12 protein-coding genes are annotated in these 13,281 nt (G+C 57.4%); 10 read left to right on the top strand and 2 right to left on the bottom strand.

The window, feature by feature from the left end; translation table 11 throughout:
- Positions 1 to 34 precede the first annotated feature (34 nt).
- The 3 genes from ACR0MJ_RS13345 (at position 35) to ACR0MJ_RS13335 (ending at position 3,495) form a co-directional block, all read left to right on the top strand.
- Positions 35 to 565 carry a gamma-glutamylcyclotransferase gene (locus tag ACR0MJ_RS13345; protein ID WP_170392457.1) on the top strand — a complete coding sequence of 177 codons (531 nt, stop codon included), beginning with the start codon at positions 35 to 37 and terminating at the stop codon, positions 563 to 565.
- Between the two features lie 68 nt (positions 566 to 633).
- Positions 634 to 1,812: a biopolymer transporter ExbB gene (locus ACR0MJ_RS13340; protein WP_170392455.1), complete on the top strand. Its 1,179-nt coding sequence runs from the start codon at positions 634 to 636 to the stop codon at positions 1,810 to 1,812.
- A gap of 3 nt (positions 1,813 to 1,815) precedes the next feature.
- Positions 1,816 to 3,495 carry a peptidoglycan -binding protein gene (locus ACR0MJ_RS13335; protein ID WP_170401890.1) on the top strand — a complete coding sequence of 560 codons (1,680 nt, stop codon included), beginning with the start codon at positions 1,816 to 1,818 and terminating at the stop codon, positions 3,493 to 3,495.
- Between the two features lie 87 nt (positions 3,496 to 3,582).
- On the opposite strand, the gene clpA is transcribed toward ACR0MJ_RS13335, so the two are convergent.
- Both clpA and gloB read right to left on the bottom strand, forming a co-directional pair.
- On the bottom strand, positions 3,583 to 5,907 hold the full coding sequence (clpA, locus tag ACR0MJ_RS13330) for an ATP-dependent Clp protease ATP-binding subunit ClpA (RefSeq protein WP_170401887.1): 2,325 nt from the start codon (positions 5,905 to 5,907) through the stop codon (positions 3,583 to 3,585).
- Between the two features lie 174 nt (positions 5,908 to 6,081).
- Complete coding sequence (gloB, locus tag ACR0MJ_RS13325; protein ID WP_480459604.1) at positions 6,082 to 6,849, bottom strand: hydroxyacylglutathione hydrolase; 768 nt, start codon at positions 6,847 to 6,849, stop codon at positions 6,082 to 6,084.
- Positions 6,850 to 6,910: 61 nt separating this feature from the next.
- Between gloB and ACR0MJ_RS13320 the strand changes: the two genes are divergently transcribed.
- The 7 genes from ACR0MJ_RS13320 to ACR0MJ_RS13290 all read left to right on the top strand — a co-directional run bounded on the left by ACR0MJ_RS13320 (position 6,911) and on the right by ACR0MJ_RS13290 (position 13,277).
- Positions 6,911 to 7,645, top strand: coding sequence for a methyltransferase domain-containing protein (locus ACR0MJ_RS13320; protein WP_170401881.1), 735 nt, complete (start codon positions 6,911 to 6,913; stop codon positions 7,643 to 7,645).
- A gap of 302 nt (positions 7,646 to 7,947) precedes the next feature.
- On the top strand, positions 7,948 to 8,508 hold the full coding sequence (locus ACR0MJ_RS13315) for a F0F1 ATP synthase subunit delta (RefSeq protein ID WP_170564161.1): 561 nt from the start codon (positions 7,948 to 7,950) through the stop codon (positions 8,506 to 8,508).
- Positions 8,509 to 10,047, top strand: a complete 1,539-nt coding sequence (atpA, locus tag ACR0MJ_RS13310) for a F0F1 ATP synthase subunit alpha (protein WP_480761288.1) — start codon at positions 8,509 to 8,511, stop codon at positions 10,045 to 10,047. It begins immediately after the preceding gene.
- 15 nt (positions 10,048 to 10,062) lie between these two features.
- Positions 10,063 to 10,941, top strand: a complete 879-nt coding sequence (locus ACR0MJ_RS13305; protein ID WP_170392441.1) for a F0F1 ATP synthase subunit gamma — start codon at positions 10,063 to 10,065, stop codon at positions 10,939 to 10,941.
- 20 nt (positions 10,942 to 10,961) lie between these two features.
- Positions 10,962 to 12,386 carry a F0F1 ATP synthase subunit beta gene (atpD, locus tag ACR0MJ_RS13300; RefSeq protein ID WP_039537698.1) on the top strand — a complete coding sequence of 475 codons (1,425 nt, stop codon included), beginning with the start codon at positions 10,962 to 10,964 and terminating at the stop codon, positions 12,384 to 12,386.
- Between the two features lie 12 nt (positions 12,387 to 12,398).
- On the top strand, positions 12,399 to 12,809 hold the full coding sequence (locus tag ACR0MJ_RS13295; protein WP_170609502.1) for a F0F1 ATP synthase subunit epsilon: 411 nt from the start codon (positions 12,399 to 12,401) through the stop codon (positions 12,807 to 12,809).
- 117 nt (positions 12,810 to 12,926) lie between these two features.
- Positions 12,927 to 13,277, top strand: coding sequence for an H-type lectin domain-containing protein (locus ACR0MJ_RS13290; RefSeq protein WP_170636077.1), 351 nt, complete (start codon positions 12,927 to 12,929; stop codon positions 13,275 to 13,277).
- The last annotated feature ends 4 nt before the right edge of the window (positions 13,278 to 13,281 follow it).

The following is a 13,281-nucleotide window of genomic DNA, read 5'->3' as shown; positions in this document are numbered from 1 at the left end:
TGTTTATAGGGCCAAACGGGCAAGGACCAGTGCAATGACGATGTGGGTATTCGGATATGGATCGCTGCTGTGGAACCCGGGCTTTCCGGTGGCACGCAGCGAACGCGCTAAGTTGCACGGATATGCGCGGTCGTTTTGCATGCGCTCTATCCACCATCGCGGCACGGAAGAAGACCCCGGTTTGGTATTGGCGCTGGACGAACAGCCAGACGCGCATTGCACTGGATTGGCGCTTGCTGTCGAGGCAGGTCACGAAGAGCGCACTTTGGCTGAATTGCGTGAGCGTGAGCTGATCTCGTCAGCCTATCTGGAGCGGATGCTGGACGTGCATCTGGATTGCGGGCAGATCGTAAATGCAGTGACTTACGTCATCGATGCTCACCACGTTCAGTATTGCGGCGGTCTTCCATTGGAAGAGCAGGCTCAGATCATCGCCCACGCGGTTGGCGGACGTGGGCCAAATACCGAATATCTCTACAATACTGCCTCGCACTTGACCGAGATCGGACTGCACGACCCTGATCTTGAGTGGTTGTCGCAACGGGTGCGGACAATCAGCGCATAAACTCTTGGCGTCACGGGGCGAACTTCGATAGGTTCAGCCCAGAGCAGACAATACCAGGAGCCACGCGCATGGCGCAGGCACAACAGGGCGTGAGACCACATTTCTCACAACCGATCCGTCAGATTTTGATGATGCTGATCGCAATAGGGCTGTCAGGACTTGGCGTGTTCATGGCGTTGCCATATGTGCTGCCGGTTATTCAGGCCAATCTGTATCTTAACGGGTTCATTTTGCTGGTTTTTGTCATCGGTGTCGCTGCCTGTTTTCTGCAAGTCACACAGCTGATCGGATCGGTTCGTTGGATCGAAGCCTTTGCCGGAGGGGTCGAACGTGACGATGTGCGCCCGCCGCAACTGCTTGCCCCACTGGCGTCGTTGTTGAGGGAACGCGGGGCGCGGTCTCAGATCAGCTCTAGCTCTACCCGATCGATCCTCGATTCCGTCGCCGAACGGGTCGAAGAAGAGCGCGAGATCACCCGCTACATCACCAACGTGCTGATCTACCTTGGCCTACTGGGGACATTTTTTGGTTTGGCCACCACTGTCCCCGCCATCGTTGATACGATCCGCAGCCTGAACCCGCAGGAAGGTGAAGAAGGTCTGGCCGTCTTCAACCGTCTGATGACAGGATTGGAAGCGCAGCTGCAGGGCATGGGCGTTGCTTTTGGGTCGTCATTGCTGGGTCTGGCCGGATCCTTGATCGTCGGTTTGCTGGAACTATTCGCGGGCCATGGCCAGAACCGGTTCTATCGCGAATTGGAAGAATGGTTGTCCTCAATCACCCGCGTTGGCTTTGCTGCGGGCGATGAGGGCGGCGCGGAACTGGCCGTGCTGACCCCAGTACTGGACGCCATGTCTGAACAAATGGATGCACTGCAGGACATGTTCTCGGCGCAAGAAGTTGATCGCACGAACGTCTCGACCAAACTGGGACATTTGGTCGATGTCATCGGGGAAATGAACCAGCGGCAGGCCCAGACCGAAGGTGTTACGGCTGCGCTTGAACGTGTGGCGCTGGGGCAGGACGCTTTGTTGGATCACATGCGCGAACATGGCGCGGGCGAGGGGATCGATGCGGAAAGCCGCATGCGCCTGCGGTCGATGGATGTTCAGTTGCTGCGTATACTCGAAGAAATCTCCGCTGGTCGTCAGGACAGCATGAACGAACTGCGCAAGGATTTTGAGTTACTGGTCAAAGCGTTGACCTTGCCACGGGGCGCCGTACGCACCCCCCCGGAAGGAGAGTAACCCATGGCGCTGTCCCGCCGCACAGGTCAACGATTTTCGGGCTCGGTCTGGCCCGGCTTCGTGGATGCGATGACGGGACTGTTGATGGTGCTGACCTTTGTGCTGACCATCTTCATGGTCGTGCAATTTGTGCTGCGCGAAACCATTTCGGGGCAAGAGGATGAACTGACTGCGCTGTCCGACGAAATCGCCGCGCTGGCCGGGGCGCTGGGGCTGGAAGAGCGGGAAAACAGCCGTCTTCAAGCGCGTCTTGGGAACTTGAATGCAACGCTTAATCAGGTCGAAGATGATCTGGCGCAGGCACAAACCCGCATAACCGACTTTGAAGCACAGGTCGCGGCTTTGCTGGCTGATCAGGCGCGTGCGCAGGGGGATATCGCCGCGCTAGAAACGCAACGCGATGAGTTGCTAAATGAACAAGATGCCTTGAATTTGGCACTTGCTCAAAGCAGACAAGAAATCGACGCACAGGCTGAAGCCGCCCGCCTTGCCGCGGCTCGACGCGAAGCACTTGAAGCTCTCGTCGCCGAACTTGAAACCAGCGAAGATGCACAGGCAGCTCAGATATCCGAGCTAGAACAGCAACTGACCGAGGAAGAAGCCGCGCGTCTGGCCGAAGCCGCCGCTGCTGAGGCGTTGCGTGATCGATTGCAGAATGCAGATGCCGAACTGACAGCGATGACCTTGGCGCTGGAAGCGCAGCGAAAGGAAGCAGAGGATACCCTGACTTTGCTAGCTGCGGCACAGGCTGCCAAGGCAGAGCTTGAGCGTCAGTTCGGTGAGATCAATGCCGAAGAACTGAGGGAACAACTGCAGGCGGCGCTGGATGCCCAAACCCAAGCACAAGCAAATGAAGCTGAACAAAGGTCGCTGGCCGAGGAGCGCGCGGCGCTGCTGGCGCTCGCCCGAGAGGCGCTTGCATCGGAACAGGAAATCTCGACCGAAGCGCAACGTCAGACCGCGCTGCTTAATCAGCAGATGGCAGCCCTGCGCAGCCAGTTGGGATCGCTGCAGGCTTTGTTAGACGATTACGAAGAACGTAATACCGCCGCCGAGATCCAGATACAGACGCTGGGCCAGGATCTGAATGCCGCTCTAGCGCGCGCAGCCTCGGAAGAACGCCGTCGCCGACTGCTGGAAGAGGCTGAACGTATTCGGCTGGAAGCCGAGGCCGAGAAACTGGCGGGCCAAAATCAGGAACTAGCCGCACAGGCCGAGGATTTGCAGCGCTATCGCTCGGAATTCTTCGGGCGGCTGCGCGATGTGCTGGGTGATCAGGATGGCGTGCGCATCGAAGGTGACCGTTTCGTGTTCTCGTCTGAGGTGTTGTTTGCCACCGGGTCCGCAAACCTGTCTGCGGAAGGTCGTCAGGAGGTTGCCAAAGTTGCCAATATCCTGCGAGGCGTTGCCGCAGAAATACCCGAAGGGTTGAACTGGGTCATCCGTGTCGATGGTCACACCGACAATGTGCCACTTGCAGGAAGCGGACGATATCGCGACAACTGGGAGCTCAGCCAGGGTCGTGCCCTTTCTGTGGTGCGCTACATGGTTGATGCGCTGGGCATTCCACCTGATCGTTTGGCGGCAAACGGGTTCGGAGAATTCCAGCCCGTTAATCCCGCCGACACACCCGAGGCGCGCGCCCAAAACCGTCGGATCGAGTTGAAGCTGACAGAGCGGTAAGGCTGGTTCGAACCGCTGTGGATTACCTGCCAAACAAGAAAAACGCCCACCGAAAAGGCGGGCGTTTTTCGTTATAGAAGCCGTGGGTTAGTCCGCTGTCAAAAGCGGGGGCTTGTCGCCCGGAATGCGGGGCTGATCGGGGCCCAGGATTTCCAGGTTCAGCTCGCCCTTCTTCATCGAGACACGGACCACGCCGCCTTTGGCCAGTTTGCCGAATAGCAGTTCCTCGGCGAGAGGTTTCTTGATGTGCTCCTGAATGACACGGCCTAGAGGACGCGCACCCATCTTGTCATCATAGCCCTTGTCGGCCAGCCATTCGGCGGCACGCGGTGTCAGATCGATGGTCACGCCACGATCCAGCAACTGTGCTTCCAGCTGCAAGACAAACTTCTCAACGACCTGCAAAATGACCTCTTTCGGCAGCGGCGCGAATGAGATCACGGCGTCCAGGCGGTTGCGGAACTCCGGCGTGAACATACGTTCGATCGCTGCGGTATCCTCACCTTCGCGCCGGTCGCGGCCAAAGCCAATGGCAGCCTTAGCCTGTTCCTGTGCACCCGCGTTTGAGGTCATGATCAGGACCACGTTGCGGAAATTCACCGTCCGGCCATTGTGGTCGGTCAATTCGCCGTGATCCATCACCTGCAACAGGATATTGAACACGTCAGGGTGCGCTTTTTCGATCTCATCAAGCAACAAGACGCAATGTGGGTGCTGGTCGACACCGTCGGTCAGCAAACCACCCTGATCAAACCCGACATAACCCGGAGGCGCACCGATCAGACGGCTGACCGCGTGCTTCTCCATGTATTCCGACATGTCGAAGCGCAGCAGTTCAACACCAAGCGTGTCAGCCAACTGTTTCGCCACCTCTGTTTTGCCAACACCGGTGGGGCCAGCGAACAGATAGTTGCCGATGGGTTTTTCGGGCTCACGCAGACCGGCGCGCGCCAGTTTGATCGCACTGGACAGCGCTTCGATCGCTTCATCTTGACCAAACACCACGCGTTTCAGCGAGGTTTCGAGATCTTTGAGAACCTCAGCATCATCCTTGGTGACGTTCTTGGGTGGGATACGCGCAATCTTGGCAACCACCGCCTCGATCTCTTTGACGCCGATGGTCTTGCGACGTTTGCTTTCGGCCAGCAGGTGTTGCGCTGCCCCGGCCTCATCGATCACGTCGATGGCCTTGTCGGGCAGTTTGCGGTCGTTGATATAGCGCGCCGACAATTCGACAGCTGTCTTGATCGCGTCGGCAGTATATTTGATCGAGTGATGCTCTTCGAAATACGGTTTCAGACCGCGCAGAATTTTGACACTGTCCTCGACCGACGGCTCGTTCACGTCGATTTTCTGGAATCGGCGGCTAAGCGCGCGGTCTTTTTCGAAATGCTGACGGAACTCTTTATACGTGGTCGAGCCCATGGTGCGCAGTTTGCCACCCTGAAGCGCTGGCTTCAGCAGGTTCGACGCATCCATCGCACCGCCCGAGGTTGCACCCGCTCCGATCACAGTGTGAATCTCGTCGATGAAGAGAACCGCATCAGGGTGCTCTTCCAATTCGGTCACAACCGCTTTCAGACGCTCTTCGAAATCGCCGCGATAGCGAGTTCCCGCAAGCAGGGCGCCCATATCGAGCGAGTAGATAGTGGTTTCCGACAACACGTCCGGGGCCTCGCCCGCAACGATCTTATGCGCCAGACCTTCGGCGATGGCGGTTTTGCCGACACCGGGGTCACCTACCAGCAGCGGGTTGTTCTTGCGCCGGCGACACAGCACCTGAATACAGCGTTCAACCTCGTCCGAGCGTCCGATCAGCGGATCTACATCACCGGCGCGTGATTTGGCGTTCAGATCAACGCAATATTTGCCAAGCGCACTTTCTTTTTGCTCGGCGTCACCAGATGTCGTCTGAGCCTCTTCTTCGGCTTCATCAGCACCCGTTACAGGACGATTCTCTCCATAGGCCGGGTCTTTGGCCACACCATGTGCGATGAAGTTTACCGCGTCATAACGGGTCATGTCCTGCTCTTGCAGGAAATAGGCTGCGTTGCTTTCACGTTCGGCGAAGATGGCCACCAGTACATTGGCCCCGGTCACCTCTGTGCGGCCAGAGCTTTGAACGTGGATCGCGGCGCGCTGAATGACACGCTGGAAGGCTGCAGTCGGTACTGCTTCTGACCCGTCGATATCAGTGACGAGGTTTGACAGATCTTCGTCGATGAATTCGACCAAGGTGCTGCGTAACTCGTCCAGATCGACGCTGCACGCTTTCATGACGCGCACCGCATCGGGTTCTTCCAACAGCGCCAGCAGCAGATGCTCTAGCGTTGCGAATTCATGTCGCCGTTCATTCGCCGCCGCAAGGGCCGCGTGGATGGCTTGTTCAAGTGTGCTCGAGAATGAAGGCACGCGGGTGCTCCTCTGTATTGGGCCGGAAGGGGGCGGGCTGCAGGCCGGATCCCCATCCCAACCATGTCCTCATACTATTAGAGTTTGGTTGATCCCGCCCCGGCTTCAAGGGTTTTCTTTCACTTGACAGTCACATTTGTTGTGACCGTGGCCGTGATTGGGGCTTGAAATAGGTTAAAAGCTGTCTTTTTGGGCTCGAATTTCGGCGAATACGGACACGGGATCAGAGTTTTCCATGCCCAGATGGGCCTGAATCGCCGGATCAGTGGCCCTTAGAAACGGATTTGTCGCCTTTTCCAGGCCTAAAAGCGAAGGCACAGTAGGTTCTCCAGCAGCGCGGGCGCGATTAATATCGGCCACGCGGTCAAGCAAGGCTGGGTTGTCGGGATCGATGGTCAGGGCGAACTTGGCGTTTGCCTGTGTGTATTCGTGGCCTGAGCACACGATTGTTTCATCGGGCAGGGCCGCCAACTTGCTGAGAGAGGCCCACATTTGCGCAGGCGTGCCCTCGAACAATCGTCCACATCCCAGCGCCATCAGGCTGTCAGCGGTGAATACAACGCCAGTTTGGGGCATGTAGAATGCAATGTGCCCAATTGTATGACCGGACACATCAAGAACCTCGACCGGCTCACCGCCGATATAAAAAGTGTCACCTTCAACCACCGCCTGATCAAGTTTTGGCAAGCGATGCTCATCTGCTTTTGCGCCGATCACACGCGCGGGCTGTTTCGCTAGAATGCCGCTCAGCCCGTCCACATGATCCCAATGATGATGTGTCAACAACACATGGCTTAGCTGCCAGCCGCGCGAATCCAGTTCGGCCAGAATCGGAGCTGCCTCTGGCGCATCGATCAAGGCAGTCTCACCGCTGGCCGGATCATGGGCGAGAAAGGCGTAATTATCGCTGAGGCAAGGAATGGTGACGATCTCAAGAGGCATGGCCTTTTGCCCTTTCATTGCTAGACTGCGCCCAGCTAAGCCGATTGACCGGGTGTCCGCAATGCATCTTGATGTGCAGGATCTGAGGAATTTCTACTATCGCAGCACCCTGGGGCGCGCGGCCCAGGCAGCGATCCGTGGTCGGTTGGTGGATCTTTGGCCCGAAGCCAAGGGGCAAACTGTGGTCGGATTTGGTTTTGCCGTACCTTTATTGCGGCCTTACCTCAAAGATGCGCGCCGTGTGATTGGTCTTATGCCTGGTCCGCAGGGTGTAATGCCATGGCCTGCGGGGATGCCCAATGTTTCCGTTCTGACCGAAGAGACGATGTGGCCAATCGAAACTGGCCATGTGGATAAACTCGTGGTGATGCATGGTTTGGAAACTTCAAACCGACCCAGCCAATTGCTGGAAGAATGCTGGCGCGTTCTGGGGCCCGGAGGGCGTGTGCTATTTGTCGTACCGAACCGGGCCGGGCTTTGGTCGCGCTCAGACCGGACGCCGTTTGGCTTTGGGCAGCCCTATTCAACTACCCAATTGGAAAACCAATTGCGCGCGCACCACTTCGTCCCTGAAAACCATTGCTCGGCGCTTTACCTGCCGCCTTCGTTCCGTCGGTTCTGGCTAAAATCAGGTAGCCTGATCGAGAAGACTGGACAACGCATCCCAACCGTCATGGCCGGAGGCGTGCTTATGGTTGAGGCCAGTAAACTCATTCGCCCGCCTAGCGGGAGCGTTACCAAAGACACAGCGAAGCGCCCGATCAAAGCGTTGGATGGTTTGTTAAAGCCTGCGTGACAGTCCGGCGCATTTTGAACGGAAAAAATGCGGGAAAAAGGTCACAGGAATCGCAAAAACCTGCATATTCGTAACATTTTTCAACTGCCCCAATCGGTCCAAAGGGTCGCAGTTGGGTTAAGTGTATGAAAAATAATAATTTGTGGATAAAACTGTTACCGCTATAGCGTATTGCTTGGTTGGAACACCTCTGCTACATCCCCGGTGATTTTGATCCCCGCCCTAAATGGACGGGGTTTCCTCACGCCCCAAGGTAGCGGCCGCTACTCAAAATCGGGGCCTCAAATATCGGAAGGGTGGACGTGTCCGAACCAGCTTCGATTTCCACTGGCATCGCCGAGCGCTATGCCACCGCGATCTTCGAGATCGCCAAAGAGAATAATGACCTTGCAGGTCTGGAAAGCGGAATCAACGATCTGGCAGCCGCATTGGGTGATAGCGCAGAATTGCGCGACCTGATCGCATCGCCTTTGGTTTCGCGCGCCGAACAGGAAAGCGCAATCACTGCTGTTGCTGACAAGATGGGCCTACATGCTATCCTGCGCAATACGTTGGGTCTGATGGCGCAGAAACGTCGTCTGTTCGTTGTACCGCAACTGGTGCAGGTTTTGCGCGACATGCTGGCTGACGAGCGTGGCGAGGTGACCGCCGATGTCGCCTCGGCCAAGGCGCTCACCAAGACCCAAATGGATAAACTGTCCAAGACGCTGTCCGAGCGTGTGGGCAAGACCGTGACAATCAATGCGACCGTTGATGAAAGCCTCATCGGCGGTCTTGTCGTTAAAGTGGGCTCGAAAATGATCGATAGCTCGATCCGTTCGAAGCTGAACTCCCTACAGAATGCAATGAAAGAGGTCGGATAAATGGGAATCCAAGCTGCAGAGATTTCTGCAATCCTGAAGGACCAGATCAAGAATTTTGGTCAGGAAGCCGAAGTGGCCGAGATCGGCCGCGTGCTGAGCGTCGGTGACGGGATTGCCCGTGTATACGGCCTGGACAATGTGCAAGCCGGTGAGATGGTCGAATTCCCCGGTGGCATCATGGGCATGGCCCTGAACCTGGAAAGCGACAACGTTGGTGTCGTTATCTTCGGTTCTGACCGTGACATCAAAGAAGGTGACACTGTTAAGCGCACCAACTCGATCGTGGACGTTCCGATCGGTGACGAGTTGCTGGGCCGCGTTGTTGACGGTCTGGGCAACCCGCTGGACGGCAAAGGCCCGATCAACGCGACCAAGCGTGGCGTTGCAGACGTTAAAGCGCCGGGCATCATTCCGCGTAAATCGGTTCACGAGCCGATGGCAACGGGCCTGAAATCGGTTGACGCAATGATCCCAATCGGCCGTGGCCAGCGTGAGCTGATCATTGGTGACCGTCAGACCGGTAAAACCGCCGTTGCTCTGGACGCGATCCTGAACCAGAAAGTTTACAACGACGCAGCAGGCGAAGACGAGTCGAAGAAGCTGTACTGCGTGTACGTTGCGATCGGTCAGAAGCGTTCGACCGTTGCTCAGCTGGTGAAGAAACTGGAAGAGTCCGGCGCGATCGACTACTCGATCGTTGTGGCGGCAACCGCGTCCGACCCGGCACCGATGCAGTTCCTTGCACCTTACGCCGCAACCGCGATGGCCGAATACTTCCGCGACAACGGCCGCCATGCGCTGATCATCTATGATGACCTGTCGAAGCAGGCTGTGTCCTATCGTCAGATGTCGCTGCTGCTGCGCCGTCCGCCCGGACGTGAAGCCTATCCTGGCGACGTTTTCTACCTCCACTCGCGTCTGTTGGAACGTTCGGCAAAGCTGAACGAAGACTTCGGTGCGGGCTCGCTGACTGCTCTGCCGGTTATCGAAACTCAAGGTGGTGACGTTTCGGCGTTTATTCCGACCAACGTGATCTCGATCACCGACGGCCAGATCTTCCTGGAAACCGAACTGTTCTATCAGGGTATCCGCCCCGCCGTGAACACCGGTCTGTCGGTTTCGCGTGTGGGCTCCTCGGCTCAGACCAACTCGATGAAGTCGGTTGCCGGTCCAGTTAAGTTGGAACTGGCTCAGTACCGCGAAATGGCTGCCTTTGCGCAGTTTGGTTCTGACCTCGACGCCGCGACCCAGCAGCTGCTGAACCGTGGTGCGCGTCTGACCGAGCTGATGAAACAGCCGCAGTACTCGCCGCTGACCAACGCTGAAATCGTCTGCGTAATTTTCGCCGGTACCAATGGTTACCTCGATAAGATCGACGTGTCCGATGTTGGTCGTTACGAAGCTGGCCTGCTGGCGCATCTGCGTGGCAAGCACGCGGATCTGCTTCAGTGGATCACGGACGAAGATCCCAAGATCAAGGGTGACGCTTCCGACAAGATCAAGGCTGCGCTGGACGAATACGCCGCAACCTTCGCTTAAGGGAGAGGCGGGCATATGCCAAATCTTAAGGACCTTAAAAACAGGATCGAGTCGGTCAAATCGACCCGCAAGATCACCAAGGCCATGCAGATGGTCGCGGCTGCAAAACTGCGTCGCGCCCAGGAATCTGCCGAAGCCTCGCGTCCCTATGCCGAGCGGTTCAATGCCGTGATGGCGGGGCTGGCGGCTTCGGTCGGGGGCAGCGACAGCGCCCCCAAGCTGCTCCGTGGCACGGGCAGTGATGATGTCCATCTGCTGGTTGTCATGACGGCTGAACGCGGCCTGTGTGGCGGCTTCAACTCGAACATCGCCAAGCTCGCTCGCCAAAAGGCGGACGAGTTGCGCGCCAAAGGCAAGACGGTCAAGGTTTTGACCGTCGGCAAAAAAGGCCGCGACGCGCTCAAGCGTGATTTTAGCGATCTGTTCGTTGGACATATCGACCTGAGCGAGGTCAAGCGTCTGGGGTATTCCAACGCGCAAGACATCGCCAAGGACGTCCTGTCTCGTTTCGACGGGGGTGAGTTCGACGTTGCCACGATCTTCTACTCGAAGTTCGTCAACGTTGTGACCCAGATCCCGACGGCACAGCAGGTCATCCCCGCCTCGTTCGAAGACGAAGCGACGGGTGACGACAGCGGTGCGGTATTCGACTACGAGCCCAGCGAAGAGGCCATCCTGGCCGACCTGCTGCCCAAGGGGGTTGCCACCGCGATCTTCTCGGCTCTGCTCGAAAACGGAGCGTCTGAACAGGGTGCACGGATGTCCGCAATGGACAACGCGACACGCAACGCGGGTGAGATGATCGACAAGCTGACGATCCAGTTCAACCGCTCGCGTCAGGCCGTGATCACCAACGAGCTGATTGAAATTATTTCCGGCGCCGAAGCGCTGTAGAGACATACCGGAGACGAAACATGGCGAATGCAAAAGGCAAAGTCACACAGATCATCGGGGCCGTCGTCGACGTGCACTTCGAAGATCAGCTGCCTGAAATTCTGAACGCGCTGGAAACCACCAACAACGGCAAGCGCCTGGTGTTGGAAGTTGCTCAGCACCTGGGTGAAAACACCGTCCGCACCATCGCGATGGACGCGACCGAAGGTCTGGTTCGTGGCGAGGCAGTCACCGACACCGGCGCACCGATCTCGGTTCCGGTTGGTAACGCCACCCTGGGCCGCATCCTGAACGTGGTTGGCGAGCCGATCGACGAAAAAGGCCCGGTTGAAGCAACCGAAGCCCGTGCGATCCACCAGCCCGCACCGACTTTTGACGAACAGTCGACCGAGTCGGAAGTTCTGGTAACCGGCATCAAGGTTGTTGACCTGCTGGCCCCATACGCCAAAGGCGGTAAGATCGGCCTGTTCGGCGGCGCCGGCGTTGGTAAAACCGTTCTGATCATGGAACTGATCAACAACATCGCAAAAGTGCACTCGGGCTTTTCGGTGTTCGCGGGTGTTGGTGAACGGACTCGTGAAGGGAACGACCTGTATCACGAGATGATCGAATCGAACGTTATTAAGCCGGACAACCTGTCGGAATCGCAGGTGGCCCTGGTTTACGGTCAGATGAACGAACCTCCCGGAGCACGTGCACGTGTTGCGCTGACCGGTCTGACGCTGGCCGAACAGTTCCGCGACCAGTCCGGTACCGACGTTCTGTTCTTCGTCGACAACATCTTCCGTTTCACGCAGGCGGGTTCTGAGGTTTCGGCTCTGCTGGGTCGTATTCCTTCGGCTGTGGGCTATCAGCCGACGCTGGCGACTGACATGGGCGCTCTGCAGGAACGCATCACCTCGACCAAGTCGGGCTCGATCACGTCCGTGCAGGCCATTTATGTTCCTGCGGACGACCTTACCGACCCTGCGCCAGCAACCTCGTTTGCTCACTTGGACGCGACCACCGTTCTTAACCGTGCGATCTCGGAAAAGGGTATCTACCCTGCGGTTGACCCGCTCGACTCGACCTCGCGTCTGCTCGACCCGGCCATCGTTGGTGAAGAGCACTACAAGGTTGCGACCGACGTTCAGCAGATCCTCCAGCGCTACAAGTCACTGCAGGACATCATCGCCATCCTCGGCATGGACGAACTGTCGGAAGAGGACAAACTGACCGTGGCACGTGCCCGTAAGATCGAGCGCTTCCTGTCGCAGCCGTTCGACGTGGCCGAAGTCTTCACCGGCTCGCCGGGCGTTCAGGTTCCTCTGGATGTGACCATCGCGTCGTTCAAAGCGGTTGTCGCTGGCGAATACGATCACCTGCCCGAAGCGGCCTTCCTGATGGTTGGCGGCATCGAAGAAGTGATCGCCAAAGCGGAGAAGATGGCCGCAGAAGCCGCCTAAGGAGTATCCCTGATGGCAAACACGATGCAATTCGACCTCGTCAGCCCTGAGCGGAGCCTTGCTTCGCTTAGCGCGACGGCGGTCCAGATTCCCGGCGCGGACGGGGACATGACGGCAATGCCCGATCATGCCCCCACAATTACAACTCTGCGCCCGGGCATCCTGAAGGTCGAAGCACCCGAAGGGGCCAGTGAATACCTGGTCACCGGCGGGTTTGCTCAGATCAATGGCGATGGCCTGTCGGTTCTGGCCGAAAAGGCCATTCCGGTTGCTGAAGTAACACGTTCGCATCTGGACGATCTGATCGCTGACGCCCGCGCCTCGCACGAGGCAGCCAAGGCCGGTGACGATCAGACCATCGTCGACGATGCTGCAAAGTTGCTGGCTGACATGGAAGCTCTAGGAACGCATATGAGCCTGTAAGGGTTCATGACATTCTGATCACTTGGAACGGCCCCGTATACGCGGGGCCGTTTTTTTGTCGTGATTTTGCCATTCGCTGAAGTTAAGCTGCAGGAATTGAACAATAAAAGACGATAGATGAAAAAGTTTCAAACCCATCCCATCGGCATTGATCAGGGCGAGGAGGTCTTGTTTTCCGATTTCGCCGATGGTGGCGTGATGTGGACTGGTGAGGGCCCGCGTGAGCGTCGCGTAAGCGTCCGTTTTTCAGAAGTGTTCCGCTCTGTGCCAATCGTCCAGATAGGCGTGGTGCTTTGGGATGTGGATACGTCTTCCGCTTTACGCGCTGAAGTTCAGGCCGAAGATATAACGTCGGAAGGATTCAATGCGGTGTTTCGCACCTGGTCCGATACGCGTATCGCCAGAATTCGGGTGAATTGGACCGCAATTGGAGATGTTTCGCATGAAGACGATTGGGATATCTCGTGAAGCA

The sequence above is a fragment of the Ruegeria sp. C6 genome, assembly GCF_056537625.1.
The sequence above is the reverse complement of the archived record's forward strand: the minus strand, read 5'-3'. Positions and strand labels throughout refer to the sequence as shown.